This is a genomic window from Demequina sp., assembly GCA_024707205.1.
In the GTDB taxonomy this organism is placed as follows: Bacteria; Actinomycetota; Actinomycetes; order Actinomycetales; family Demequinaceae; genus Demequina.
The window spans coordinates 794,044-820,589 of the sequence record JANQAD010000001.1; the positions used below are offsets into that span (position 1 = coordinate 794,044).

Annotated in this window: 26 protein-coding genes and 2 pseudogenes; 11 read left to right on the forward strand and 17 right to left on the reverse strand. The window is 69.3% G+C overall.

Annotated features, from left to right (window positions below; all coding sequences use genetic code 11):
• Positions 1-115: 115 nt before the first annotated feature.
• Both NVV57_04025 and NVV57_04030 read left to right on the forward strand, forming a co-directional pair.
• Positions 116-667, forward strand: a complete 552-nt coding sequence (locus NVV57_04025) for an RNA polymerase sigma factor (GenBank protein ID MCR6711900.1) — start codon at positions 116-118, stop codon at positions 665-667.
• A complete protein-coding gene (locus NVV57_04030) occupies positions 664-2,361 on the forward strand; it encodes a hypothetical protein (GenBank protein MCR6711901.1) in 1,698 nt (565 codons plus the stop codon). Before NVV57_04025 ends, NVV57_04030 begins: the two co-directional genes overlap by 4 nt.
• 170 nt (positions 2,362-2,531) lie before the next feature.
• On the opposite strand, the gene NVV57_04035 is transcribed toward NVV57_04030, so the two are convergent.
• From NVV57_04035 to NVV57_04055, 5 genes are all read right to left on the reverse strand, one after another.
• Entirely contained in the window at positions 2,532-2,915 is a 384-nt protein-coding gene (locus tag NVV57_04035; GenBank protein MCR6711902.1) for a pilus assembly protein TadG-related protein, read from the reverse strand.
• Entirely contained in the window at positions 2,912-3,229 is a 318-nt protein-coding gene (locus NVV57_04040; protein MCR6711903.1) for a pilus assembly protein, read from the reverse strand. Before NVV57_04040 ends, NVV57_04035 begins: the two co-directional genes overlap by 4 nt.
• 2 nt (positions 3,230-3,231) lie before the next feature.
• Positions 3,232-3,411, reverse strand: a complete 180-nt coding sequence (locus NVV57_04045; protein ID MCR6711904.1) for a DUF4244 domain-containing protein — start codon at positions 3,409-3,411, stop codon at positions 3,232-3,234.
• Positions 3,412-3,516: 105 nt separating this feature from the next.
• Positions 3,517-4,401: a type II secretion system F family protein gene (locus NVV57_04050; protein MCR6711905.1), complete on the reverse strand. Its 885-nt coding sequence runs from the start codon at positions 4,399-4,401 to the stop codon at positions 3,517-3,519.
• Positions 4,394-5,377 carry a TadA family conjugal transfer-associated ATPase gene (locus NVV57_04055; GenBank protein MCR6711906.1) on the reverse strand — a complete coding sequence of 328 codons (984 nt, stop codon included), beginning with the start codon at positions 5,375-5,377 and terminating at the stop codon, positions 4,394-4,396. Before NVV57_04055 ends, NVV57_04050 begins: the two co-directional genes overlap by 8 nt.
• 146 nt (positions 5,378-5,523) lie before the next feature.
• Between NVV57_04055 and NVV57_04060 the strand changes: the two genes are divergently transcribed.
• The 3 genes from NVV57_04060 to NVV57_04070 all read left to right on the forward strand — a co-directional run bounded on the left by NVV57_04060 (position 5,524) and on the right by NVV57_04070 (position 8,376).
• Positions 5,524-6,318, forward strand: a complete 795-nt coding sequence (locus NVV57_04060; protein ID MCR6711907.1) for an HAD-IB family hydrolase — start codon at positions 5,524-5,526, stop codon at positions 6,316-6,318.
• Positions 6,319-6,327: 9 nt separating this feature from the next.
• Positions 6,328-7,257, forward strand: a complete 930-nt coding sequence (locus tag NVV57_04065; GenBank protein MCR6711908.1) for a GDSL-type esterase/lipase family protein — start codon at positions 6,328-6,330, stop codon at positions 7,255-7,257.
• Between the two features lie 153 nt (positions 7,258-7,410).
• Entirely contained in the window at positions 7,411-8,376 is a 966-nt protein-coding gene (locus NVV57_04070; GenBank protein MCR6711909.1) for a hypothetical protein, read from the forward strand.
• A gap of 175 nt (positions 8,377-8,551) precedes the next feature.
• Here the strand turns inward: NVV57_04070 and NVV57_04075 are convergent, their stop codons facing one another.
• Positions 8,552-9,856, reverse strand: a complete 1,305-nt coding sequence (locus NVV57_04075) for an acyltransferase (protein ID MCR6711910.1) — start codon at positions 9,854-9,856, stop codon at positions 8,552-8,554.
• Positions 9,857-9,940: 84 nt separating this feature from the next.
• On the opposite strand from NVV57_04075, the gene NVV57_04080 reads away from it, so the two are divergent.
• The gene (locus tag NVV57_04080) at positions 9,941-11,329 is read left to right on the forward strand and encodes a hypothetical protein (protein ID MCR6711911.1); all 1,389 of its coding nucleotides are present in this window, start codon (positions 9,941-9,943) and stop codon (positions 11,327-11,329) included.
• 35 nt (positions 11,330-11,364) lie between these two features.
• On the opposite strand, the gene NVV57_04085 is transcribed toward NVV57_04080, so the two are convergent.
• Both NVV57_04085 and NVV57_04090 read right to left on the reverse strand, forming a co-directional pair.
• Complete coding sequence (locus NVV57_04085) at positions 11,365-11,808, reverse strand: DUF1990 domain-containing protein (GenBank protein MCR6711912.1); 444 nt, start codon at positions 11,806-11,808, stop codon at positions 11,365-11,367.
• A 12-nt stretch (positions 11,809-11,820) separates the two neighbouring features.
• Positions 11,821-12,102: a hypothetical protein gene (locus NVV57_04090; protein MCR6711913.1), complete on the reverse strand. Its 282-nt coding sequence runs from the start codon at positions 12,100-12,102 to the stop codon at positions 11,821-11,823.
• A 259-nt stretch (positions 12,103-12,361) separates the two neighbouring features.
• Between NVV57_04090 and acs the strand changes: the two genes are divergently transcribed.
• Positions 12,362-14,377: an acetate--CoA ligase gene (gene acs / locus NVV57_04095; protein MCR6711914.1), complete on the forward strand. Its 2,016-nt coding sequence runs from the start codon at positions 12,362-12,364 to the stop codon at positions 14,375-14,377.
• A gap of 18 nt (positions 14,378-14,395) precedes the next feature.
• Here the strand turns inward: acs and NVV57_04100 are convergent, their stop codons facing one another.
• A complete protein-coding gene (locus NVV57_04100; protein ID MCR6711915.1) occupies positions 14,396-15,283 on the reverse strand; it encodes a hypothetical protein in 888 nt (295 codons plus the stop codon).
• 69 nt (positions 15,284-15,352) lie between these two features.
• On the opposite strand from NVV57_04100, the gene NVV57_04105 reads away from it, so the two are divergent.
• The gene (locus NVV57_04105) at positions 15,353-15,829 is read left to right on the forward strand and encodes a GNAT family N-acetyltransferase (GenBank protein MCR6711916.1); all 477 of its coding nucleotides are present in this window, start codon (positions 15,353-15,355) and stop codon (positions 15,827-15,829) included.
• A 95-nt stretch (positions 15,830-15,924) separates the two neighbouring features.
• Here NVV57_04105 and NVV57_04110 read toward each other — a convergent pair whose 3' ends face one another.
• The 4 genes from NVV57_04110 to NVV57_04125 all read right to left on the reverse strand — a co-directional run bounded on the left by NVV57_04110 (position 15,925) and on the right by NVV57_04125 (position 18,608).
• The gene (locus NVV57_04110) at positions 15,925-16,149 is read right to left on the reverse strand and encodes a hypothetical protein (GenBank protein ID MCR6711917.1); all 225 of its coding nucleotides are present in this window, start codon (positions 16,147-16,149) and stop codon (positions 15,925-15,927) included.
• The gene (locus tag NVV57_04115; protein MCR6711918.1) at positions 16,142-16,780 is read right to left on the reverse strand and encodes an ATP-binding cassette domain-containing protein; all 639 of its coding nucleotides are present in this window, start codon (positions 16,778-16,780) and stop codon (positions 16,142-16,144) included. Before NVV57_04115 ends, NVV57_04110 begins: the two co-directional genes overlap by 8 nt.
• Positions 16,773-17,288 (reverse strand): ATP-binding cassette domain-containing protein, encoded by a 516-nt coding sequence (locus NVV57_04120; protein MCR6711919.1) that lies wholly within the window; start codon positions 17,286-17,288, stop codon positions 16,773-16,775. The genes NVV57_04115 and NVV57_04120 overlap by 8 nt, the downstream gene beginning before the upstream one ends.
• 294 nt (positions 17,289-17,582) lie before the next feature.
• Positions 17,583-18,608: an ABC transporter permease gene (locus NVV57_04125; protein ID MCR6711920.1), complete on the reverse strand. Its 1,026-nt coding sequence runs from the start codon at positions 18,606-18,608 to the stop codon at positions 17,583-17,585.
• A gap of 49 nt (positions 18,609-18,657) precedes the next feature.
• Between NVV57_04125 and NVV57_04130 the strand changes: the two genes are divergently transcribed.
• Both NVV57_04130 and NVV57_04135 read left to right on the forward strand, forming a co-directional pair.
• Positions 18,658-19,269: a TetR family transcriptional regulator gene (locus tag NVV57_04130; protein ID MCR6711921.1), complete on the forward strand. Its 612-nt coding sequence runs from the start codon at positions 18,658-18,660 to the stop codon at positions 19,267-19,269.
• A 333-nt stretch (positions 19,270-19,602) separates the two neighbouring features.
• Positions 19,603-20,136 (forward strand): annotated as a pseudogene (locus NVV57_04135) (aminoglycoside phosphotransferase family protein).
• Between the two features lie 221 nt (positions 20,137-20,357).
• On the opposite strand, the gene NVV57_04140 reads toward NVV57_04135, so the two are convergent.
• From NVV57_04140 to NVV57_04155, 4 genes are read right to left on the reverse strand one after another with little or no spacing between them, the layout of a single operon-like run.
• Positions 20,358-21,047, reverse strand: a complete 690-nt coding sequence (locus NVV57_04140; protein ID MCR6711922.1) for a phosphatase PAP2 family protein — start codon at positions 21,045-21,047, stop codon at positions 20,358-20,360.
• A gap of 13 nt (positions 21,048-21,060) precedes the next feature.
• Entirely contained in the window at positions 21,061-22,713 is a 1,653-nt protein-coding gene (locus tag NVV57_04145; protein MCR6711923.1) for an ABC transporter permease, read from the reverse strand.
• Complete coding sequence (locus NVV57_04150) at positions 22,713-23,627, reverse strand: ABC transporter ATP-binding protein (protein MCR6711924.1); 915 nt, start codon at positions 23,625-23,627, stop codon at positions 22,713-22,715. The genes NVV57_04145 and NVV57_04150 overlap by 1 nt, the downstream gene beginning before the upstream one ends.
• Entirely contained in the window at positions 23,624-24,055 is a 432-nt protein-coding gene (locus tag NVV57_04155; GenBank protein ID MCR6711925.1) for a MarR family transcriptional regulator, read from the reverse strand. The genes NVV57_04150 and NVV57_04155 overlap by 4 nt, the downstream gene beginning before the upstream one ends.
• 263 nt (positions 24,056-24,318) lie before the next feature.
• On the opposite strand from NVV57_04155, the pseudogene NVV57_04160 reads away from it, so the two are divergent.
• Positions 24,319-26,474, forward strand: a pseudogene (locus NVV57_04160) (RNA degradosome polyphosphate kinase).
• The last annotated feature ends 72 nt before the right edge of the window (positions 26,475-26,546 follow it).

Below are 26,546 nucleotides of genomic sequence, written 5' to 3' on the forward strand. Positions count from 1 at the left end.
CGGCTTACGTACCTGGCGAGTCTAGGGGACGATGGGTTCACCGGCGACCGCCCCAACGTTTCGACTTAGGTGTACGTCGACATTGCGTAAGGCGGTTGACCGGACCGGAGGACTCATGGCCGAGTGGCAAGACACGATGGAGCACCTCGTGCGCGATCGTGAGCGCGCGCTGCTCGGCTACGCGTTCCTGGTGTGCGGCGACGCGACCCGGGCTCAGGACCTGGTCCAGGACGCGTTGGTGCGCACCTTCTCTCGCGAGCGCAAGGGTCTCACGGTGGTCAACGCGGAGGGCTATGTCCGACGCGCGATCACGTCCGTCTTCATCGATGAGTACCGGCGCGGTCAGCGCTGGCAACGAGTGCAGCACCTCTTCCGCGAGGAGGAGCCCGCGCGGGACCCGGTTCACGCCATCGCGGCGGGGTCCGACGTTCACGCGGCTCTCGCGACCCTCTCACCTCGGGAGCGGACGTGCGTGGTGCTGCGCTACTTCGACGACCTCACGGTGCCGCAGATCTCGCGGCACCTCGGGATCGCGGAAGGCTCCGTCAAGCGCTATCTGGCCGACGCTGTTGGGCGTCTGCAGTTGGCGCTCGGTGACATTGAGGCAGAGGACGAGACGACCATCGTGCAGCCCCCGAAGGGCTCAAGTGGAGGGAACCAACCATGAAGATGTCAGACGCACTGCGGGCGGCGGCGGACTCCGCGCCCGTTGAGGAGCTGTCCGTGTCGACGAGCAGGGTGCGCTCCCGCGCCCGGCGCAACCGCGCGATCCGCGTTGGCGCGAACGGCATCGTCGGCGTTGGCGCCGCGGCGCTCGTCTTCGCCGGCGTTGCCGGCGTGGTCGCCAACCAGACCGCCCTTGGCGCGGCCGAGGCCGACAACGGCAAGACGGAAGACACCGCCGGTGGTGCCATCGAGCCCGGCTTTGTGGGCAACGACGGCATGGTCGTCGCAGGCGGCCCGGTCGCGTGCGGATCCGCGCTGGACCTCACGCAGTTCCCTGCCGGCGACGTGAGCGCGACACTGTTCTGGGGCGGCATCCAGGACAACTCCGCACAGTTCAAGGTTCTCTACGAGACCAAGTCGGACCGTTCCTTCTCTCCGGACTCCCCGACCGCGTACGTGGTGTGGAACGGCCTCGTGGTTGCGGCCGGTCCCGTGGCTAGTGACTCGGACCAGCTGACGGTCACCGCGGATGCGAACGCGACGCGCGGAGCCGGGTTCGACCTCAACAACTGCTGGGACGGCGCGGCGCTGCCCGCCGGCGACTACACGATCGTCACGGTGACCGGCGTGAGCGCGGACATCCCGCCCGTCCCGGAGCCCACGGGCGGGCCCGACATCGCACCCGAGCCCGCACCCGATCCCAGCGTCACTCTCGACCCCGACACCTCGGTCTCGAGCGACGCGAGCGCGAACTTCGTTGAGGAGCCCGTGAGCTTTGCGGTCAGCGACGCCGTGCCGTTCACGATCGCGGGCGACCCGGTCAAGGACCCGTTCGCCAAGTACCTCAACCCCACCGATCCCGGCACCGTGGACCCGAACCCGGCCACGCCGTCGGACGTGCTCACGAGCGACGAGGCGCGCAAGGCCTACGAGGCGGCGCTCCTGGGCAAGTGGGACATGGCGGTCGGCACGCAGCGCGTGGTGAAGACGAGTGACTCGCAGGACGAGTCGCCGGACGCGTGGGTCGACACCTACTACGGCTGCCCCATGGACGGCGCCAATGGCGCGTTCCCGGCTCAGTCGGCGGACCTCAACTGGCTCGCAGTGACCGGTGACCTGCCGAGCAGCGTCCACCTCAGCTATGGCTGGGTCGTGGATGACAACCCGCTGGTGCACTACGCGCTCAAGAACACCACCGACTGGTCACTGCCGGGCTTCTACGAGGGAGCCTCCCCGCGGCTGGTGCTGGTGAAGGATGGCAAGGCGATCGCCGAGGCCTACCCCGTCAACCCCGACCAGAACAACATGGGCATCGCCTATGCCACGGACTCGGCCAAGGCCGCAGGGGAGAGCCTCATCTTCGCGCCGAGCAACGGCTACCTCGCACCAGGAGACACCCTCAGCGGCGACTACCTGTGGCGCGACCTCAACGGCTGCTGGAACGCGGCCCGCGCGAACGTGGTCCAGCCGGGCACGTACACGGTGCTGAGCGCACAGGACCTCTACCTGGGCAACGACTACGCCATCGCCTACCAGGCTGAGGTCGAGGGAGGCGGCGCGGCCGACGACGTGGCACCGGATGCGCCCTCCGACTCTGACGAGCCGGAGCCCATCATGGCCCCCGCCCCGGCGGACAGCGACTCCGTCTCATTCACCGTCTGGACGTCCCTCGGGACCGTGACGGTGACGAAGTAGACAAACAGGACGCCCCGTGTGATATCCGTCACATTCGGCTCGAGATGTTTCTATAACGAGCACCAAGTGGGCTTGACTGTTACTTGACGCCACAGAGCGTCCAGCCTGGCCCGGAGGATTCCCTCAGTTCCTCCGAAGAGCCGGGTAGGTCCGGTGGTGGTTCGGTTCCCTCAGCCCGAGCCACCGCCGGGCCTCTCTCTTTCTCCGGCCTCCCCGTCCGGCCCGGCTCGCGCGCTCGCCTTTGCACGGCCCGACGCCACGGTCACCTGCACCGACCCGTCGCCCCACGCTCGGCATGCGGTGAGCTCGGCCGCGTTCGCGGCCGCCGCGCGGTCTGCGACCGCGCACGGGTCCCGACCCATGCCGGCGAGGTTCTGCCGCGCTTGGTGGGCGCCGGCGAGCGCGGCGAGGTCGGCGGCCGCGCGCGCATCGACACGATCGGCGGCTATCCCGGCCGCCGCCGCGATGGCAAGCCCCACGGTGATCGCGACGGCGAGCAGCGCGACGACCGCCACCGTCGCGCTGCCGCTGTCGCTGCTCCCATCCCTGCTCACGGCTGATACGCCTTTGCGGTTGCGATGACGTCGGGGAGAGGGCCGGGAACCCTGAGGGTCGCGCGCGCGACCCACCACCCGTCGGAGGTGGCCAGGCGGACGGTGACGCGTCCCGGCGCCACCGCCCTGCCCGCGCGCTCTCCCGCCGACTCCCCGTCCACCAACGCAACCCGCGCGGCGGTAGCGGCCGCCTCCCTGGCGACCACGGCGTCGGCCGCGTGGCGTGCCCCGGCCAGCACCGACGCCAGCACGAGCACCACGGCCGGCAGCGAGAGCGCGAACTCCACCGTCGTTGAGCCGCGGTCGCCGCGCATCGCTAGCCGCCGAGCGCGGACTTGACGATGCCCATGAGCAGGTCGCGCACGGCGGCCGATTTGAGCAGCGCGATCAGCACTCCCGCGAAGGCGGCGGCCGCGACCGTCACCATCGCGTACTCGACGGTGGCCATGCCACGGTCGCTGCGCCAATCAACAGCGCGCCAGTTCCATTTCCTCATGTGAACTCCTTTCCTTGGCTCAACCGTGCCGCGGCCGAGTGACGCTTAGCGCGCCGCATCCCCGGCACCGGTGGATGGCCGCGAACTCTGCGCCGGCTGGGGACATCACTGGATGCCTCCCACGAGGGAGACCAGCAGAGGCAGGATGCCCGCGACCACGAAGGCGGGCAGCAGGCACAGCGCCAACGGCAGCGTGAGCCGCACGGAAAGCTCTCCGGCCGCCACCTGAGCGGCCCGGCGCCGCCGCAGGTCGGCCCCAGCGGCGGCGGCAAGCAGCATTGGCGCGGCGTGCGACCCCCGCGTCCAGGCGAGCCGCAGCCCGTCGGCCAGCTCAAGCAGGCCCGCGCCCTGCCACGCCTCGTCCCACACCTCGCCGTTCGCCAACGCGAGCGCCACCGACTGGAGGCGTGCGCCCTCGCTCGCGAGCGTGGGCTCCGGCGCCATCGCGTTGCCAACGGCCGCGAGCGCGCTCGGGATGTCGGCCCCCGCCGCGAGGGCCGCGCGCACGGCGTGGAGCATCACTCCGGTCGCCGTTGGCGGCGACTGCGCCCGCGACACGAGGCGCCGCATCCACCAGCGGCCGGCGATCGTCAGCAGTGCGGCAACAGCCACGAGCGCCGCGCCGATCGCGCTCGCGAGCACCCGCAGCACGCCCGCGTCGATCAGCACCGCGAGCGCGAGGCCGGCGAGCGGAAGCCACGCGAGGACGCGAGCGGACATGCGCGGGCCGGCGAGGGCGACGTCCCGGGCGAGCGCCGCCTCCGCCTCCTCGCGAGCGGCCGCGGCGCACGCCTCGAGGATCGGGGCGAGCGGGGCGCCCGTGGCGTGCGCGAGCCGCGCGGCGACCGCGAGCTCCGGCGTGGCCCCCAGAGGCGCCCCGTCCTCGCCCGCCTGACCCCATCCGCCCTCGACGAACGCCTCCGCGGGCGGCAGGCCCGCGCGCAAGAGCCCCACCACCGCCGCGGCCTGGGCCAACGGGTCGTCAGGCATCGCCGACCAGCGCCGCGAGCGCGTCCCACCCTGGTCCCCGCGCGCCGTCGTCGCGCAGCGCAGACCGCACCAGCAGCCCGCGCGCGCCGAGCGCGAGCACGGCCACCTCAGCCACCCTGCGCACGCCATTCGGAAGCCGTTCCACGTGGACCACGGCGTCGAAGCCGGCGGCCGCGAGGCGGTGCGTTGCGCGGTCGGGAAGTCCCGCGAGAGCGCCAAGCGCGGCGAGCCGCGCTGGCACATCGGCCGCCGAGTTCGCGTGAAGCGTCGTGAGCCCGCCGCGATGCCCCGTGTTGTAGGCGGTGAGCACCTCGCGCAGCTCGGCACCGCGGCACTCGCCGAGCACGATGCGGTCCGGCCGCATCCGCAGCGCCTCGCGCACGAGGCGCTCGAGCCCCACCCCGCCCGCGCCCTCCACGTTGGCGCGCCGCTCAACGAGGCGAACCACGTGCGGGTGGGCCGGGTTGAGCTCCCCCACCTCCTCGACCACGACAATCCGCTCTCGCTCGTCAACGAGGCCAAGCAGCGTGGACGCGAGCGTGGTCTTCCCCGCGCCCGTGCCCCCGGTCACCAGCAGCGACGCGCGCGCCGCCACGAGCGCGGCCAGCACCCGGGAGACCTCGGGAGCCACCATTCCCGCTACCGCCAGGTCCGCAAGCGCAAACGGCTCCGCCCGCACCCGCCGGATCGAGATCGCCGTGCACCCATCGGCCACGGGCGGCAGCACGGCATGCAGCCTGGACCCGTCCGGCAGCCGCGCATCCACGCTCGGCGCCGCGTCGTCCAAGCGCCTCCCGGCCACGGAGGCGAGCCGCACCGCCAAAGCTCGCACAGCGTCGGGCCCGGGAAACGTCACCGCCGCCCGTTCGCAGCCGAAACCGCGATCCACCCACACCTCCCCCGGGCCGTTCACGAGCACGTCCGTCACCCCCGGAAGCGCGAGGAGGGAAGCAAGGGGGTCGTCGCCAGGTTTCACCACGCAAGGGTGCCGCTCGAGCGGGGCCGGCAACAGCGTCGGGCCGCCCGACGGTGGATAACCGGCCACTCAACGTTAACCGGGGACGCGGGTTGGGGCTTTGGTCAGAGTCAGTAAGCGCCGATACCGTTAAGTAAGGAGGGCGAATGGCAGACAAGACGCGGCCGGCCGCGTTCTTCGACCTGGACAAGACCATCATTGCGATGAGCTCGTCCTCGGCCCTGTCGCGCCCGCTTCTTGAGGGCGGCCTGCTCACGCGAACGGCCGCGCTGCGCACCGGCTACGCCGCGCTGCTGTTCCACATGGGCGGCGCCGACGAGCGCAAGACCAACCGTCTGCGCGACGCCCTCGCGGAGCTCATCCGCGGGTGGGATGTTGAGCGGCTCAACGAGATCCTCGACGAGACGCTCCACGAGTACATCGACCCGGTGGTCTTCGAGGAGGCGCTCGAGCTGATCCACGCGCACCACGAACTCGGCAGGGACGTGGTGATCGTCAGCGCGTCCGCCGAGGAGGTGGTGCGACCCATCGCCGCGCTGCTGGGTGCGGACGCCGTGATCGCCACTCGCATGACCGTTGAGGACGGCCACTTCACCGGGGAGATCGACTTCTACGCGTTCGGCGAGAACAAGGCGGTCGCGATGGCGGAGCTCGCGGCCGAGCGCGGCTACGACCTCGCGCGAAGCTACGCGTACTCGGACTCGATCACGGACATGCCCATGCTCCAGGCCGTTGGCCACGGTTACGCCGTGAACCCCGACCGCGCCCTGCGCCGCGAGGCGCTCGAGAACGGCTGGGGGATCCTCCGCTTCCGCAAGCCCATCGCGCTTCGCTCGGCGCCGTCCCCCGCGTCGGTCGCCGTGGGCGTGGCGCTGGTGATTGGGGTGGTGGTCGGCGCCGTGCTCGTCTCGCGCGCGGTGCGCAGGCGCCGCTGGGAGTAGGTTCACCGCATGGGGGTCCGACGCTCGCTTGGGTTGGCGCTGGCGGTCGCCTTCGCGGTGGTTGGGTCTGTGGCGCTTGGCCCGGCGGCGGTCGCGTCAGACGTGGACCCGAGCATCGCACCCGAGACGACCCGCCTGATGTTCGTGGGCGACTCGATCACGGGCTCCCCCGGCTGCTGGCGTGCACCCGTGTGGGTGTCGCTGACGAACGACGGCTGGCCCGTGGACATGGTGGGCATCCTTACCGCGAACGAATGCGGCGACGTCACGAACGCGGTGGGCGAGCCGTTTGACGCCGACAACACCGGGATCGGCGGCATCACCGCCACGCGCATGTGGATCAAGCTCGCCACCGACGACGTGCTGGGGACGTATACGCCGCAGGTGATCGTGATGCTGCTCGGCACCAACGACCTGCTCGGCGGCAGCGACGCGGATGCGATCCTCGCGCAGTACGACAAGCTGCTGCAGCTGTATCGGGACTACCGGCCATCGATGCGCGTGGTGGTGGGCACCCCTCCCCCGCTCGACTCCGGGGTGTGCGGGTGCGACGCGGAGCAGGCCGCGCTCGCGGAGGCACTGCCCGCATGGGCGGAGGCCGCGTCCACCGATGAGTCCCCCGTCATGGTCGCGGACCTCTCCACCGGCTTTGACCCGGCGACCGACACCGACGACGGCATCCACCCGAACGACGCGGGCAACGCCAAACTCGCGGCCGCGTGGACGCCCGTCATCGAGGATGCGCTCGCTATCCAGCCGGTTCCTACGAGCGCCGAACCGCCGACGCCGATCGACAGCGACCAGCAGGAGGCGGCGGGCGAGTGGTGGTTTCTAGGCGGAGCCATCGCGCTCACCGTTGCGGCGGCGCGTTCTTCGCGATCCGCCGCCGATCGTGACCGATTTGTGATGATTCCCACCCCACGAAAGCGCCGCCGCTGACGTTCTATTGATGACAGGGGCCGGTACCGGACGAAGGGGGACGATGCGCGCGCTGAGAGCGAGCGTCGGGGATGCTTGCGCGCGCATTTGTTACTCTAGGTGCGCGCCCGTCGCGGGGCGCTTCCCACTCACCCTCCACGAGGAGATTTCGCCGTGCCCAGGGCGCTGAAGATCGCTGCCGCGCTGATGGTCGCATTGGCATCCGCGGCCATCGGCTGGTTCGGCGTGAAGTGGTGGCAGGACGCGCACGTGACCGCGGAGCCGTCACCGTCCGCGTCGTCGACGCCGACCGCAACGAGCATCGCCTATGTGCACCTCACGTTCGACAACTCGAAGGTCGTCGCGGCCGCGAGCGCCGTGATGCAGCACCCGGCGTGCGGTGACACGTGGTCCGGCGATGCGACGGCGGCCAATGGGGTCGTCCTCACCGCCGAGGCAACGCTCGACGACGAAGATGGCGTCGACACCCTCAGCATCACCTCCAACTACACGCCGGAGGGCCAGGACCCCGTGGCATTCGTTGGGGCGGAGGGCTACTACATCGTGACGAGGGACGGCGTGGTGATCTCGCCGGACTGGGGCGGCGAGTACGTGCCGCAGTACTTCGTGGCGATCCCCGGCTCCAAAACGCCGGCCGGCGAGGGCGTCTCACTCACGGGGCCAACCCTGTGCGACGTCTCCGGCCAGCTCGCCGAGATCTGGGCGAACGTCGACTTCGACACCGCGACCCCCGAGGACATCCAGGCGGCTCAGGACGCGACCGACGCCTTCAACGCCGAGCACGCCGAACTCCCGTCGGGCGAGTACAAGATCTACGCCGTGGCGCCGATCATCGTTGGCGAGCCGGCCGCGATCGCCCGCGCCCTGAACGACGAGGGCGTCAGCAACATCGGCACGCTGTCGTACTCGATCGGCGACACCCCGCTTGCTGACGACCCGCGCTTGGAGCCCTACTGCACCGACCAGGTGAGCGGAGAGGGCGACGTGACGATCCGGGTCTGCGACGTCCCTCAGGACGTGCTCGACGAGGTCCTGGCGCGCGACGTGCCGCAGGAGTACGTCGTGGACGGCGCCCCCGCGCTAGCCATCTCCAAGCCGGTCACGATAACGATCCCCTAGCTGCACCCCCCTTGGCTTAGGCACACTGCGCATACTCTTTGGGCCCGCGCGCCTCGGTTTAGGCAGGTGACGCATACCTTGGCCGCAAGCTCCCGCTGAAGGGGGTGTCGCCGCCAAGGTATGCGTCAGTTGCCTAAACGGGCGCGACTGTGCGCGAAAGGTATGCGCAACGTGCCTAAACCCGTCGAGGCGCCGGGCCAGGGGCCAGCGCTAGCTGCGCGCCCACTTGGACTGCAGCACCCGCTTCTCCATCCAGAACCAGCTCGCGGAGGCGAACGCGTAGGCCAGCACCAGCACCGTCAGCGACATCATCCCGAAGCGCCCAAGGTCGTAGACGTTGCCGTAGGTGAACTCCCCGTTGGTGAGCAACTCCACGAGCCCCACCATCAGGTAGTGCCACACGTAGATCCCGAACGAGACGGTCGCGGTGTACCGCGCAAACCGGTTGTCCATGATCCGCCCCCAACAGCCGAGAGTGCGATGCGCCAACGAGCGCCACCGCCGCGCACACCGCGAGCCACGGCCACAGGTACGGCTGGTTCTGGAAGTTGCCCATGAACTCGGGCTCGTAGGGGAAGCGATTGACCCACACGAGCCAAGCCAGCCCCAGGATTCCGGCGAGGCCAAGGAGGTCGAAACCCCAGCGTCGGGCACCGGAGCGGTGCCGCCACCAGGCGATGAACCCTGCCGCCGCGATGCCCATCGCGAAGTGCGCGAAGAAGCCGACCGGGTTGAAGTACGGCAGCCACGTCTTGGCGCCGCCGACGTCGCCGAACTCCCAGCCCTTCTGGTCGTCCGAGGGGATGAAGGTGGTGGTGATCCACTGGTTTACCAGGACGACCACAATCAGCACACCCACCCAGTAGCCCGCGCCCGTCCAGCCGCGCCGGCGGCCGATGAGGAACATGCCCAGCATCGCGATCGGCATGAAGATGTAGCTCATCACCTCGAGCGAGATGGACCACAGCGGCCCGTTGGACTCCACGGGGAAGAACGTCAGCCAGTGCCAGCCGCTCAGGAAGCTCAGGCCCGCGAGGTAGCGGGTGAGGGGGTGCTGGGTGGTGGGGTACCAGGCGAGCACGGCGAGGAAGCTCACCGTCAGGGCCACATAGAAACCGGGGACAATGCGCGCTGCCCGACGCTTGGCATAGTGCCGTAGCGACGGCATCTTGTCGCCGCTGAAGTAGGCGGTCCAGAAGGGCAGGCTCAGCAGGGTACCGGAGAGCACGAAGAAGACGGAGACGCCGTAGGCGCCCTTCATGGCGACGCCCTGGATGTCCGCCCAGACGGTGCCGTGCTGGTCGAAGGCGAGACGCTGGAAGAGGTGGGAGAACACCACGCCAAGGGCCGCGGCGGCGCGCAGCCCGTCCGCACCCGCGATGCGATGCTCTTTGCGCTGGCTGCCCTCGGGGGCTTCCTTGGCGATGTCGGCGGGGATGGCGTCTGGGGCCACTGGGTCGAGTGCGGTCGTCGATGACACGAGCGGAAGACTAGCGCGCCCGCCGCCTTTGCCAGGTCTCGTAGGGTGCGAATGGCTAGGGTGTGCCTAGGAAGGGGGCCGCCGATGGGGGCATGGCATTCCGCGTACGCGAACCTGCTGCGCTCGCGATTCAGCGCGCTCGTCGCGTATGCGGAGCTGCTCGTGGACAGCCGCGAGGCGGCCCGCGACCTGGCCCAGGAGTCCACCGTGGCGGTGTTCTCGCGGCGCAAGGCGCCGCGAGACACCCGCTCGGCGGAGATCGCCTGCCGGGAGTGGATGGCGGCCCGCGCGGCTGCGGACCCGTCCGGCGCGCGACCGGCGGCGGCCGTGCTGATCGCCATCGACGGCAAGGATGCCGACGGGGTGCGGGCCGTGCTCGGGAAGGCCACCCCGGATCCACTCCCAGATCCCAGCCCAGAGGACATCGCCGCCTTGCGCGCTCGTTTCACCGGGTCCGCGGCGACCTACGCCGTGCCGAGCGGCGGCGTCAACACCGTCATGGCACCCGCGCGGGGGCGGCACCGGTCCGCGCTGGCCGGCGCGGCGGCTGGCACCACGGCGGCCGTCGCCGCCGTCGCGGTCGCGGGGTGGTTTGGCCTGGACCACCTGCCCAGCTTTGGTGGGGGCGCGGCGGCGCCAACAGCGTCGGGCAGCCCCAGCCCAACGACGCTCGCGGTGACGTGGAATCCCCAGCCCGCGGTGAATGAAGCCATGGAGGGGTTCGCGCTGCCCAAGTGCGGCGACGCGTACGAGCCGTCCACGCACGCGGTTGGCGGCATCACGCCAAAACCAACCGCGGAGCTGCAAGAGGACGACCAGTACGGCGACTACGTCATGCTCTCCGACGGGTTCGTGTCCGAGGACCAGAAGCCGGCCTTTGTGCTCGCCGGCGGCGGGTACTACGTGATCACGCTCGACGGCAAGGTGGTGTGGGTCTCGGATTCCTCGTACCACGGCGTAGACGTCTACACCGCGAACAATCCGGTGCCCGGCGCCTCGGGGCCCAGCTCCGGCCTGCAGCGCTCCAACCTCTGCGACGCTGTGGAGCCGTACAAGAAGTTCGAGAAGAAGTGGGAAGGCATCGACTGGAACGACCCGGACGATCAGCTGGCCTACCAGGAGGCGTTGAAGAAGTTCCTCAAGAAGCTGGGCGATTTCCCCAAGGGGACGTACAAGATCTACCAGGTCAATCCCATCGTGTTCGGCGAACAGGAGGCGCTCGCGGAGGTCTTCGCCGCCGAGGGCATCAACCAGATCAACAACCTCGAGTACGACATCACCTACACCAACTTGGCCCAGGATCCCCGCGTCTCGCCGTACTGCTCGGGCGACTACAACGTTGGCGACTTCCAGTGCAACCCGCCGCTGGACGTGCTCCACGATGTGCTCACCCGCGACATCGATCCCGCGGACATCAACGACGTCAAGGGCGCCGTCGCGATCAGCGAGCCGCTCGAGTACACGATGGAGTGACGCACCCCGAAACGTCTTGACCCCCCCCGTCACGGTCACGATCCCGTAGGCGCGAACTCCTCCGCGGCGTCCAGGTAGCGCTCGTTGATCCGAGCCTGCACGGCGCGGGCGCCGGGCAGCTTGGCCACCAGGGTCGCCGGGCGCGAGGTCTCGCTCACGGTAAACACCGTGCGGCCGCCAATGCGCTCCACGAGGAACAGCTCCTCGCCCTCAAGCGGGTGACCTGGCACGGTGCGGTAGCGGAAGCCTGCGCGGTCCTGCTCGTCGATGACCTCGGTCACCTCGCAGCGGGTGGTCACCGGCAGGTGCGGGGCGCGCGCGACGAATGGCCCGCCTAGAACGGCTCGCTCCGGCGCCACGATGATGCGGAATCCCGCGCGCTGCTGGATCCGCCACGTGAGCACCGCCTCGGCGACTGGGCCGAACGCCCCCTCGTCGCCCACGTCGCGCGATCTCGCGGTAGAACGGAACTCAGCCATAGCGTCGGGCCGCTAGCTGCCGCTCTTGCGGCGGAACTCCTTGTGACCGTGCGCGGCGCCGTCGCCGTGCACCTGCTTGCCCGACGCTCCGGTGCCCGAGGTGGGGCGCGGCACCTGGTCGTCGTGGCCGACGGCGGCGGCCATGATGCCCTGATCCTCGCCTTCTGGGAGGTCCTTGATGGACTTGAGGAATTCCTGGGCGGGCTCGTCGCGGAGCATCTTCGCGAGCTTGCCGCGGTGGAAGATCACCACCTCGCCGTTGGTGCGGGTCGCGTACTTATAGTCGGCTGGCATGAGTCCATCGAAACACGGATGCGCCCCGCGCGCACCTTTGGGCCCCTACGTCTCAACCGTCCAGGGCATGTTTGCCGGGGGTTGTGGGCCTCGAACCGCCGCTGGGCGGTTGAGACGTAGGAGGACAGCGCCGGGGCGCTGGTCGCAGCGCTCGCCGCAGCCATCGCGTGTCTCGCCCCACCAGGGTTTTACCAGGCCCCCTAACAAACCCCCTCACAAGGGTTGGAAATACCAGGCATAACCTGTCTAGTCTGGCGCCATGGTCAACGACGCCCACCCCCGTCAAGCGCACGGAACCCCAGCCCTCGAAAACCTGTTCACCGAGACGCGCACCTTCCCGCCACTCGTCAGCTTTGCGGCCCACGCGAACGCCACCGCGTATGAGTACAAGAAGGCCGACGCCGACCGCCTCGAGTACTGGCGCGAGCAGGCGCTGCGCCTGTCCTGGCACGAGCCGTTCACCCAGATCCTCGACTGGTCGGACGCCCCGGTTGCCAAGTGGTTCTACGACGGCACCCTCAACGCGTGCGACAACGCCGTGGACCGCCACATCCGCCACGGCCGCGGCGACCGCGTGGCCTTCCACTTCGAGGGCGAGCCCGGCGACACCCAGACCCTCACCTACGCGGACATCCACGAGCGCGTCCAGAAGGCCGCGAATGGCCTGCTCTCCCTGGGCGTCGGCAAGGGCGACCGCGTCGCGATCTACCTCCCGCAGATCCCGGAGGCCGTGGTCGCGATGCTCGCCTGCGCGCGCATCGGCGCCATCCACTCGGTGGTCTTCGGCGGCTTCAGCGCGGAGAGCCTCCGCCAGCGCATCGACGACGCGGAGGCCAAGCTCGTCATTACGGCCGACGGCGGCAACAGGCGGGGCGCCCACCTCGCCTTGAAGCCCCTGGTGGACGAGTCGCTCGCCCCGAGCGAGAACTACCCCACGCCCGCGGCCTCCGTTGAGCACGTGCTCGTGGTGAAGCGCACCGGCCAGGACACCGCTTGGGTTGAGGGCCGCGACCTGTGGTGGCACGACGTCGTGGACCCGCAGCCGGCAGAGCACGAGCCCGAGTGGGTCGATGCCGAGCACCCGCTCTTCATCCTCTACACCTCGGGCACCACGGGGAAGCCCAAGGGGCTGTTCCACACCACCGGCGGCTACCTCACGGGCTCGGCGACCACCCATCGCCTCGTCTTTGACCTCAAGCCGGAGACGGACGTCTACTGGTGCACCGCGGACGTGGGCTGGATCACGGGCCACTCCTACATCGTCTACGGGCCCATGATCAACGGCGCCACTCAGGTGCTCTACGAGGGCACCCCCAACACGCCCAACACGGGCCGCTGGTGGGACATCATCCAGAAGTACAAGGTCTCCATCCTCTACACCGCTCCCACCGCCATCCGCACGGTCATGAAGTGGGGCGAGGCCATCCCCGCGCAGTACGACCTCAGCTCCCTGCGCCTCCTCGGCTCCGTGGGCGAACCCATCAACCCGGAAGCGTGGATGTGGTACCGCGAGCACATCGGCGGCAACCGCTGCCCCGTGGTCGACACTTGGTGGCAGACGGAGACCGGCGCGATCATGATCAGCCCACTACCAGGTGTGACGGCCACCAAGCCGGGTTCGGCTCAGACCCCACTTCCCGGCATTGTGGCCGACGTTGTGGACGACACGGGCCGGAGCGTCGCCAACGGCGAGGGCGGGTATCTGGTCATCCGCGAGCCGTGGCCCTCGATGTTGCGCGGGATCTGGGGAGACCGCAAGCGCTACTCGAAGACCTACTGGAACCAGTTCGACGGCCTCTACTTCGCGGGCGACGGCGCCAAGAAGGACATCGACGGCGACATCTGGCTGCTCGGCCGCGTGGACGACGTCATGAACGTCTCCGGCCACCGGCTGTCCACCACCGAGATCGAGCACGCGCTCGTGTCCCACCCATGGGTGGCAGAAGCCGCGGTGGTGGGGGCCGCGGATGAAACCACCGGCCAGGCCGTGGTGGCGTTCGTGGTGGTGAAGTCGGACGCAGAAGGCGCCACAGCGTCGGGCCACGACATCGCGGAGGCCCTGCGCGAGCAGGTGCGTTCGCGCATCGGCGCGCTCGCCAAGCCACGCACCATCCTGGTGGTGAGCGAGGTGCCGAAGACGCGCTCGGGCAAGATCATGCGGCGGCTGCTGCGCGACGTCGCGGAGCACCGAGCGATCGGCGACGTCACCACCCTTGCCGACAGCTCCGTGATGGACGCGATCAAGCAGGGGCTCGACACCGGCAAGGGCGAGTAGCGCCCCGGCCTCACCCTGCTACTTCGACAGCAGCGTCCACGTCCCGCAGTTGGTGGACTCGAACTGCTGACCCGCGGTCAGCTCCACCTTGCCGGTCCCTGAGAAGATCAGGTCCCGCGTGACGGTGGTGGAGAAGTTGGTGCCGAGGGACTCGGTGACGGTCCACTTGCAGAGCTGCGACGGGTCGTTCGTCTCGCCGAGGTTCGCTGTGCTCCACGTGCCCGCCTTAATGTCCTCGCCCGCGAGCCACACGCCGGGCGCTGCGGAAACTGCGGCGTTGACGTTCTTGAACAGGTTGGCCGGGTCCACGGCGGACCAGGTGCCGCACTTCTTCGAAATGAAGATGTCGCCGTCCGCGAGCGTGACGGTGGGGATGCCGCCAAGGACCACGTCGGAGGTAAGGCCGTGCGCGGTGGACGGCGATTTCAGCGCCCACACGCAGCCCGACGCTACGGGCAGCGTCACGCGGTACGTTCCGGCGGCCGCGTCCGTGCCGACCACGATCTTGCCCTCGCCGAAGGTGCTCGGCGGGGTGGGGATGTCGGTTGGCGACGGCATCGGGGTGGGCTCGTCGGAGGCGGTGGGTTCCGGCGATGGCACGTCGGTGGGCGACGGCATGGGGGTTGGCGAGTCACTCGGCTCCGCGGATGGCGTGACCGATGGCGACGGTGACGGCGACGGCGACACGGAGGGGCTCGGCGACGGGCTCGGGGACTCGGCGTACGAGGGCTGGGGTGCAGGCTGCTGCTCCTCGTCGGTCGAGGTAGCGACAGCGAAGATGACCAACAGGATGATGAGCAGTCCCGCTCCCCCAAAGAGCCACCACACCCAGGTGGGCATGGAGTTGTCGGGCTCGTTCAGCGGCTCAACCGCCACCTGCTCGACCTCGCCGTTGTCGTCCGCCATCCCAGCCTCCACCGTGGATCCCTTGCGTTGAGCGTGGCACAACTTGCACCTTCGCGCGCGGCAAACGCCATGCAAAACTGGGCTGTGCGCATCACGGTTGAGGACCCCACCGCCACGGACATCACCGAGCTGCTCGAAGAGCACCTCGCGGACATGCACGCGGAGTCACCGCCGGAGTCCGTGCACGCCCTCGACGTGGAGCGGCTGTGCGCGGACCACGTCACGTTCCTCGCGGCACGGGATGACGCGGGCACGCTGCTAGGGGTGGGCGCCCTCGCAGAGCTGGATCCGGCCCACGGCGAGCTCAAATCCATGCGCACCGCCCATGCCGCGCGTGGCCAGGGAGTCGCGGGTGCGATCGTGGCCGAGCTGCTGGAGCTCGCCCGCGAGCGCGGCTACGCGCGAGTGAGTCTGGAGACGGGCAGCCAGGACTACTTCGCGGCCGCTCATCGGCTCTACGCGCGCAACGGCTTCGAGGAGTGCGGCCCCTTCGGCGACTACGCAGAGGACCCAAACTCCCGATTTCTCACTCTCGAGCTTCGCTAGGTTCGCCGCCGCGGCTGCGAACCGCGGATCGGTCCAACCTTGACGCGCAAGGCCGAAAATGCACCGGATTGCGGTTCGGAGCCGCGCGGCCGAAGTCAGGCGGCCCGCTCCCTCGCCACCATCGCCTCCTCCAGGGTGGCCGACGCCACCTCCAGCTGGGCGGGGACCTCGCCCAAGGCGGCGCGCACCTGGGCCTCCGTCGCATCGACCGCGCGCACGTGGGTGCCCGCGAGCATGGTCATGATGCCCGCGGCGTCCAGTGCGGAGAACGCGTCCTGCCAGTGCTCGGAGTGAACCGCGATGGTCCTGGTATCACCCACGATGTCGGCCTCGCCCCCCCTCCGCAACGGCCCGTCCCTGAGACATCAGCAAGAGCCGATCGCACTGCTGCGCCTCCTGCATGTAGTGGGTGGTGACGAGCACCCCAACGCCCGCATCCGCGGCCGCGTGGATCGCATCCCACAGCCGGGCGCGGCTCAAGGGATCCACTCCCGAAGTCGGCTCATCGAGCACGAGCAGCTCCGGCGAGTGACCGAGCGCCGCGGCGAACGCGACCTGCCGCTGCCGCCCTAGCCCGATGCCCCCGGCGAGCGAAGACGAGAGCCCGGCCAGAGCGTCGGGCACTTTGATGGCGCCGCCCGCGTACGTCTGACCCACGAACGCGAGATTCTCCTCGACCGTGAGCGAGTCCCACAGCCCCAGGCCCTGTGGCACGTACCCGAGCCGCGCGCGGGTGGCGCGGGACGGCCGCTCGCCAAACAGCGCGACCTCGCCGGAGGAGGCCCCAAGCAGCCCAAGGATCATCCGGATGAGAGTGGTCTTGCCCGCGCCGTTGGCGCCCAGGAGGCCCACCACCTCTCCGGCGCGCACCTCGAGAGAGACCGAGTCCACGGCCGTGAAGTCGCCGAACCTTCGGGTCACGGAGGCGGCGGCAAGCAGCGCTTCAGACATGCGCGGCCTCCTTCGCGAGGGAGGCCGCGACCACGGCGTCCTCGAGGTCCACGGCGCGCGGGGTGCCCGGCGGAGGGTCGCCCGGCACCCACTCGCGGAACGAGTGCCCCCGGCGCCACGTGTTGGGGCCCGTGCCGCGTGAGGCGCCCGTCACCACGTGCCCCGGGATCGCGTCGAGGATCTCGCCAGGCGTACCGCGCAGCAGGACCTCGCCGGCGTCGAGCACCACCACCTCGGCGGCGCGGTCGGCCTCGTCGAGGTACGTGGTCGCCATCGCGATCGCGGCCCCGTCCGCGGCCGCCTGCGCGATCATCCGCCACAGGTCCACGCGGCTCACGGGGTCAACGCCCGTGGAGGGCTCGTCCAACAGCAGGAGAGGCGGCCGGTGCAGCATCGCGAGCGAGAACGCGAGCTTCTGCCGCATCCCACCGGACAGCTGGCCGGCCAGGCGGTCGGTTGCGTCGGTGAGGCCGGTCGCCTCGAGTAGTTGCGCCCGACGCTGCCTCAAGTCCTCCCCCCACCACACCTTGGGCGGAGGCCACGAAGGCGATGTTCTCGTCGACGGTCAGCTCCCGCCATGCCCCAGCGGAGGTGGGCATGAAGCCCAGGTGAGACAGCGTCGGGCCGTCTACCTGGCCGGATGCAGGCCGGACGGCGCCGGCGAGCGTGCGCAGCAGCGTGGTCTTGCCCGCCCCGTCACCGCCGACGATCGCCAGGATGCGACCTGGGTGTACCGAGAGGGTGACGGAGCGCAGCGCGGTCACGGCGCCGTACTCGACGGTCACCTTCCGCAGCCCACACGTCATGCGCGTCGCCTGTCGCTCGGGGCGAGGTCACGCCGGAAGCGGAGCACCGCGCCCGTGAAGATGACCACAGCCATGAACGCGAGGACAACGAACGCGGGCCACAGCGAGTCCAGGCCGGCGCCGCGCAACATGATGCCCTGCGAGATCTGCACAAAGTACGTGAGGGGCAGGCAATAGCCGATCCACGAGATCGCGGCGGGCATTGCCGAGAGCGGGAAGATGAACCCGCTCAGCAGGATCTGCGGCAGCAGGATCATGATCGCGAGCTGGATCGCCTGGGCCTGCGTCTGGGAGGCGGTCGAGATCAGCACGCCGATGCCAAGCACCACGAACAGGAAGATCGCGGCGCCAAGCGCGAAGAGCCATGGGTTGCCGTTGAACGGGACGTCGAATATCCAGATGCCGAGCAGGGTCACGATCGCCATGTCCACACTGGCGAGGATGAAGTACGGTGCGATTTTGCCAACGATCACGTCGCTCGGCTTGAGCGGCATGACCGCGAGCTGCTCGAGCGTGCCGGTCTGGCGCTCCTTGACCAGGCCGATGCTCGTGATGATGGTGCCGATGAACGTGAGGATGAGGCCCACCAGGGCGGGGACCATGACCCAAGCAGTCGTGAGGTCGGGGTTGAAGAGCACCTCGACAGTGAGTTGCTCGTCCGGGACGGCGTTGAAGGCGCCCACGGCCGTCTGCGCGGCGAAGAGGCTCGAGCCGTCAACGTACGCGGTGGGCGGGGCCACGTTGGTGTCGATGACGACGTCCGCCTTGTTGTCGCGCACCAGGTCCTTCGCGTCCTGAGTGGTGCCATCGGGAAGGGTGGCGTCCACGACGAAGAGGTCCGGGAGCTGAGCGGCCACCTGCTCGGCGCCCGGCCCCACCACCTGCGTGTGCAGCTCATCGATGGTGAAGTTGGCCGCGTAGCCGAAGATCACCAGCAGCACGATCGGCAACATGATGAGCATCGCCATGGTGCGCCGGTCGCGGCGCAGTTCGCGGAACTCCTTGAGGATCATCGCCTTCATTCGGCACTCCCGTCGCAAGGACTGAACACTTGTTTAGTATGCTGAGCGGGTGACCGGCGCGCAACTGGAGGGAAGCGGTCGCGACCGGATTCTCGCGGCCGCGATCGAGTTGTTCGGCGCTCGCGGGGTGGACGGCACGTCGATGCGAGACATCGCGGCCCGCGCCGAGGTGTCCCCAGCACTCGTGGTGCACCACTTCGGGTCCAAGCAGGGGCTTCGCGATGCCGCGGACGCCGAGGTGATGGTGCTGCTGGCCGCGAACCGCGCGGCCATGGGCGCGAGCATCGAGTCGGTGGCCCGCGGCGGCGCAGATCAGCTGGGCTACGCGGCGCTCATGAACGTGGTGTCGAATCCCACCCTTGCCGCGTATGTGCGACGCATCCTTGTGGACGGCGGGCCCGCGGCGTCGGCCCTCTTCCGGGCGGGGGTGGCACAGGCGACCGATCTTCAGCGAGAACTCATCGACGCCGGCATCGCGCGACCCACCGACGACGTCGAGACGCGGGCCGCAACACTCATCGCAAACCCACTGGCGCTGCTGATCCTGCGGGAGCAGATCACGGACGCGCTCGGCTACGACCCCCTCACTCCGGAGGGGCTGCCGCGGTGGCTTGCGGGCCTGCAAGAGCTCGTGACGCGAGGCATCCTCAACTCCGAGTGAGCCCGTAGTGGTGTCGGGGCCGATGCTTGGCCTGCACCGTTCACCTCAGGGCGCGGGCGGCTTGTTTGCACCTGCGTCGCGGATTCCGTCGCGGACCGCGCGCCGGGCACGCACGGGCGGCCGTGGCACACTTGCGCCGTGCCCACGCCACCTCCCCTCCCGCGCAACCCGCGCCGTATGGCGTGGAGCGAGGTGCCCGACGCTTTGGTGGCCCAGATCGAGGCCGCGGCTGGGTCTTCGGTTGCGTTGGTGGAGGGTTCGGCGTTTGGGTTCAGCCCCGGATTCGCCGGGGTGGTGCGCTTCGCGGATGGGTCGAACCAGTTCCTCAAGGTGATGAGCGCGTCACGTGACCCGTGGTCCATTGACATCAACCGCCGCGAGGCACTCGTGCTCGCGGACCTCCCCGGAGAGGTCCCGGCGCCGCGACTGTGCTGGAAGTTCGAGGCGGGCGAATGGCTCGTGGTGGCCATCGAGGCCTTGGACGGCGATCATCCGCAGGCGAGCAACGACCCCGCGCACGCCGACGCGGTGTGGGCCGCACTCAGCGACCTGGCGGACGTGAAGGCACCGGCGAGCCTGCCCGCGTTCCACGTGCACCACGCGGACCTCTTCACACAATGGCGGGACTTCGCCGAGGCCCCGAACCTTGACGCTCGGCTCGCCTCGCTGGGCCCGAATGGCGAGTGGGTCGAGTCGCGCCTGCCCCTGTTCATGGAGTGGGAGCAGGACGCGATAGAGGTGACCGAGGGTGACGCGCTGGTTCACGGGGACCTCCGCGCGGACAACATGCTCCTGACCTCTGGCGGCATCGCGATCGTGGACTGGCCGCATGCGTCGAGGGGTGCGCCATGGATCGATCTCGCCGGCTACCTCCCGGCCCACGAGATGTACGGCGGCGGTGCCGCGCGCGCGGTGTTCCGCGCCCATCCGCTCGCGAGCGCGGTGAGCGCCGATGCCGAGCGCGCGTTCGTGTACGCTCGCGGGCTACTTCACGCTGCAGTCCACCGAGCCGCCTCCGCCCGCACTGCCCGGCCTGCGCGAGTTCCAGCGCGCGCAGGCGATCCCCGCGCTCAGGTGGCTCCGCGAGCTCAGCTAATGCGCGCGGGCTCCGCGAACGGCGGGTCATCCTTGAAGTCGTGCGCCCGCACCACCCCCACCGCCACACCAAGGATGGTGAGGGCCGCGAAGAACCCGGCCACAACGTCGGTCAGGAAGTGGTACCCCAGGTAGAGCCGAGAAAGCGCGACCGCACTGATGACCACAACGGACACCCCGGCCCACCACAGGAACACGCGCACTGACCTCTCGGTCCTCCACGCCAAGAACCCAGTGACCAGCACAAACGTCGTCGCGCACAGCGTGTGCCCGGACGGGAATGACGGCGTGTGGGTGCCGTCGGGCTCTTGCCAGAACTCCTCGGGCGGGCGGGGACGGCCCACGGTGTACTTGAGTACCAGTGACAGCAGCCCGGCCGCGGCCATCGACCCCACCAGCACGCACACGTTGAACCACTGGCGCGTCCGCCAACCCCACAGCGCGCCTCCAAAGGCGACCAGCAGCGGCAGCACCACCGGCCCAAACGCCCATGAGACCAACACCATGAACGACGTCAACCCCGGCGTGCGATGCGCCGCCATCCACTCGAGGATGGGGTCGTCGAGCGCCCACAGCCACTCCTGCTCGGTCACCCAATCCAGGAGCACCAGATAGCCCGCAACGCCAATGCCGATGAGGACGAGCGCGGGCCACCACGCGCGCCGGATCAGGGGCCAGGACATGGCCACAGACTAATCAGCCGCGCAGATCGCGGCGCTGATAGCCCAGCCAGCCCACCGCCACCAGCACGAACGAGGTCCCGAGCAACGCGATCAGCCCGCCCCAGTTCATGCCGTTGTCGAGTGGGTAGTTGCCGAGCGCCCAGTGGAAGGGCGACAGCCGCGCGAGCCAGTCGAGGTTGTCGTTCACGCCTGCGAAGGTCGCGATGGCCCAGCCACCCAGCGCCACCCCGGTGCCGGTCCACGCGGCGGCGTTTGAGCGCCCGGTGCAGCCAGCCACGGCGAAGGCCGCGGCGCCAAACACCAGCCCCAGCCCCGCCTGGAGCACGGATGCGGACGCGATGTTGCTGACGTCGATGCCGAGCCCGCCGATGATCGAGCCCAGCCAGATGCCGCCGAAGAGCAGAAACCCGCACAGAATCGTGAGCTCCACGAGTGCCGCGATCTTGGCGCCGGCCACCTTCGATCGCGGGACGGGCGCGCTGAGCAGCACCGCGATGGTGCGCCGCTTCTCCTCCGTAGCGAGCGCAACGCCCGCGCCCACAGCCACGATCGCGAAGATCGCCGGGCCCGTGATCGAGAGCACCTCGCCGTGATACCAGCCCGTTGGCGTGGAGTAGTCGGCGAAACCGATCATGGCGAGTACAGCGTCGGGCATGGAGGCGACCACATCGCCAAGCGAGCCCGCGAGCGCGTTGAACATGGGCCCCATGATGATCGTGAGAACGAAGAGGCCGTAGGCCGCGAGCAGCGCCACCGCCTGCTTGTCGCTGATCGCCTTAGCGGCGAGGCTCTTGGTGGAGCCCGAGCCGCGCACCTTGTCCATGTACTCGGCCATGCGCGGGTTGGCGCGGAGCCGGTCGGCGAGCGAACTCGCGAGTCCGCCGGAGCGCAGGTCGCGGCGCGTGAACGCGAGGCCACCCAGCACCAGCATCACCACCCACACGGCGCTGAGCACGCCGATCTGCGCCCAATTCGTGCCGTTTACCAGCGGCGATGCTCCGGAGATGTAGTGCCAGGGGAAGATCTTGCCTACGTCCTCCCAGCCGTCGATGAGCGGCAGCAGGCCCGCACCGAGGAAGCTGATGATCAGCAGCCCGGTTGCGATGCCCGACGCTGTGGCTCGGTTTCCCGTGGCGGCACCTATGGCGAAGGCCAGGATTCCGTAGAAGAGCAGCACCGTGGTGAGGTGCACGGTGGCGGCCGTGAGATCGAGGGTGGAGATGTCCGCGCCCACCAGTTTGGCGGCGAGCCAATAGCTCGCGGTCGCGACGAAGGAGCCGCCGATCAGCAGCGTCAGATACGCGGCGGCCTTGGACGCGTGCAGGCGCGCGCGGCTGCGGGGAGCCGTGGCGAGGACGTTCATCGTGCCGTCCTGCTCCTCGCCCGCTATGGCCGAGGCGCCCATCGAGATCGCGAGCCCGCCGAGCACGAACGCGCCCATGAAGCCGAACATCATCGACATCATGAGGCCGGCCGTGCCGGACTCGCGGGTGATGCCAATGAGGTCCGCGTAGGCGTCGGGCATCGACGAGATGTAGGCCTCGGCGTCGTCGACACCCGAGTACGCCCACAGGCCCATCCAGGCGGTCAAGAACAGCGCGACCACGCCGATGCTCACGCCCAGGAGGCGGTCGCGGAGCGACTTCAGATAGACGGTGCGGAGCATCAGGCCGCTTCGCCCTGGTCCGCGGTCTCGCGGTAGTACTCGAGGAAGAGCTCGTCGAGGTCCACGGAGGCGGTGGTGAGGCTGAGGACGCCGTGGGCGGTGGCGACCGCGAGCAGCGGCGCCATTGCGCCCTCGTAGCGGGCAGTGACCGTGGTGCCCTCGGAGGCCGCGTCGTGGACCCCTTCCACGCCGTCGAATGCGCTCGCGGGCACGGGCTCCGGGAACTCGAGCGTCACGCGGCGCAGCGACTTCTCCTGAAGCTCGCTCATGCGCTCAACGGCCACCAGGCGCCCCCGGCGAATGAACGCGACCCGGTCCGCGACGCGCTCCACCTCGCTCAGCGTGTGGCTCGAGAGGAACACGGTGTTGCCAGCGGCGACGTGCTCGCGCATGAGGGTGTGGAACTCGAGTTGCACCAGCGGGTCCAGCCCCGTGATGGGCTCGTCCAGGATGACGACGCGCGGGTTGTGCATGAACGCGAGGATGAGCCCGATCTTCTGCCGGTTTCCGCTCGAGTACTCGCCCACCTTGCGGTCGAGCTCGGCGTCAAAGCGCTGCGCGAGCTCCTCGACGCGCGTCATGTCCACGCCGCCGCGCAGGTTCGCGAGGTACTCGATGGTGCGTCGGCCCGTGAGGTTGGGATAGAGCGCGAGGTCCGCGGGCAGGAACCCGAGCGAGCGGCGAATCTCCACCGCGTCACGCCGGGAGTCGAGCCCGAGCACGCGGCACGCACCCGCCGTTGGACGGATGAGGTCAAGGATCGAGCGGATCGTCGTGGACTTCCCAGCGCCGTTGGGGCCGAGGAAGCCGAAGATCTCGCCGTGCTCAATGGTCAGTGTTAGGTCGTCGACGGCGGTGAAGTTGCCGTAGTTCTTGGTGAGGTGGTCCACCTCGATGGCTGGTGCGTCGGTCATGGTGAGTCCTCTCGAACGAAGTCTTCAAACCGCTGCTGGAGCACGGGCCACTCGGCCTCCCAGAAGCGAACCATCAGGTCAAGCGACGTGATGCGGTCCTGCCGTGACGGCGGGAGCGCGGCGACTCCCGCCTGGGCCAGCGTGCGGAGGCCGCGGATCCGCTCTCCCTCCGAGAGGACAAGATGCGTCCAGACGTTGTGAGGAAGCTGGTAGCGCCCCGACCGCTCTCCCGGCCCGCGCGCACGCTCAACGAGGCCGATGCGGCTCAGGATGCCCAACTGGGTGGAGACGGTGCCCGCGGATAGGCCAAGGGCGGAGGCGATCTGGGGCTGGGTGAGGGCTGGCGGTTCGCACACCATGAGGTGGCTGAGAATCGCGCCCGCAGAGTGTGAGAGGCCCAGGTTCTCCCAGTACGCCGCGGCCCTCATTACGAAGGTCTGTGCTGGACCCTGTGCTCCCGTGACTGTCACGATTTCAGGTATACCTGAAATCACTGAACTGCACCAGTGCCCTCGGCAAGCTGGGCGCGAAAGCCGCCAGAGCGTCGGGCCGGCAACCGGGGTCGCCAGAGCGTGCCGTGCCATGCCACGATGGGCGCATGTCCGAGAGCATCGACGTCTCGAACGTCGCGCCCGTCCCCAAACCGGCCACCGACGAGACCCCCATGTACGAGTCGGAGGAGACCTATGCGATGCCCACCGTCGAGGTGGACGGCGCGGTCGAGACTCCGATGCTCGATGAGGACCGATTCCTCGATCGCGAGCTGCAGTGGCTCGCGTTCAATGAGCGCGTCCTGGAACTCGCGGAGGACCCCTCGACGCCGCTGCTGGAGCGCGCGCGATACCTCTCGATCTTCGCGTCCAACCTCGACGAGTTCTTCATGGTCCGCATCGCGGGCCTCAAGCGTCGCATCGCCGCCGGATTCGCGGTGCCCTCAGCCACCGGCATGAGTCCCACGCGGCTCGTGGAGGCGCTGACGGACCGCGCGCACGTGCTCATGGACGAGCACGCGGAGGTGTTCGTCTCCCAGGTGCGGCCCGCGCTCGCCAAAGAGGGCATCTTCATCGTCCGCTACGAGGATCTCGGCTCGAGTGAGCGGGAGCGCCTGCGCAAGCTCTATCGCTCGGACATCTTCCCCGTGCTCACCCCGCTCGCCGTTGACCCTGCCCACCCGTTCCCCTACATTTCCGGGCTGTCGCTCAACCTCGCGGTGCAGATCCAGGATCCGGACACCGGCAAGGAGTACTTCGCGCGCGTCAAGGTACCGGAGACGCTGCCCCGATTCCTCGCCGTCGACGCCGAGGGCCACGCCCTGCAGGTCGTGGATGCGGCAGCGCTCTCCGACGAGCCGCGCTCGTTCGTGCCGCTCGAGAACGTCATCGCCGCTCACCTCGACTACCTATTCCCCGGCATGAACGTGGTGGACCACTTCACGTTCCGGGTGACGCGCAACGAGGACGTCGAGGTCGAGGAAGACGACGCCGAGAACCTCCTCAAGGCGATGGAGCGCGAGTTGCTGCGCCGCCGGTTCGGGCCCGCGGTGCGCCTCGAGATCGCCGAAGGAATGTCCCCCGCGACGGGCGAGTTGCTCGTGCGCGAGCTGGGCATCACGGAGCTGGACGTGTTCCGGCTACCCGCTCCGCTGGACCTCACCGGGCTCAACGTCATCGCGGACCTGGACCGGCCATCGTTGCAGTTCCCCGCGTTCCGCCCCACGACCAACCACGCGCTCGCCCCCGTGGAGACGGCAACGGAGCTCTCGATCTTCGAGGCGGTCTCGCGCGGCGACGTGCTGCTGCACCACCCCTACGACTCGTTCTCCACCTCCGTGCAGGCGTTCCTGTCGCAGGCCGCGGCCGACCCCAAAGTACTCGCGATCAAGCAGACGCTGTACCGCACCTCCGGCGACTCGCCCATCGTCGACGCCCTCATCGAGGCCGCTCGCAACGGCAAGCAGGTGCTGGTGCTCGTGGAGATCAAGGCGCGGTTCGACGAGCAGCGCAACATCTCGTGGGCGAGAAAGCTCGAGGAGGCCGGCGTCCACGTGGTGTACGGCCTCATCGGACTCAAGACGCACTGCAAGCTGTCCATGGTGGTGCGCCAGGAGGAAGACGGCCTGGTCCGCTACTGCCACATCGGCACGGGCAACTACCACCCGCGCACCGCGCGCCTGTACGAGGATTACGGGCTCCTGACCCGCGACCCCGAGGTGGGCTCCGACATAGCGAAGCTCTTCAACCAGCTCTCCGGATACGCTCCCAAGGCGAAGTTCCGCAGGCTGCTGGTGGCGCCAACGGGCCTGCGCTCCGGGCTCATCGAGCGGATCGACGCGGAGGCGGACAGGGCACGGGCGGCAAGGCCGCGTGGGTCAAGTTCAAGGTCAACTCGGTCGTGGACGAGCGCATCATCGACGCGCTCTACCGGGCCTCCCAGGCCGGAGTGACGGTGGAGCTCGTGGTGCGCGGCACCACCGCGATCCGCCCCGGTGTGCCCGGGCTCTCGGAGAACGTCCGCGTGCGCTCGATCCTTGGCCGCTTCCTCGAGCACTCACGCATCTACGCGTTCGCGAATGACGGCCATCCCGAGGTCTTCATCGGCTCCGCCGACCTCATGCACCGCAACCTTGACCGACGCATCGAGACGCTCATCTCGATCGCCGACCCCGCACACATCGCGTACCTCATCGAGAACATCGACCTCGCGATGTCCGACGAGGTGGCCGCGTGGGAGTTGGGGCCTGACGGCGAGTGGGAGCGGAGGGCCTGGGCCAAGGACGGCACGCACCTGGCCGACCTGCAGACCATCTACATCACTCGCCAGCCAAAGCGGAGGGCCATCCGCAAGTGACGAAAGTTCCCGCGCCCATGACGCAGGTCGCCGCTGGCGCGCTTGTGTGGCGTATCCGCGAAGGCGTACTGC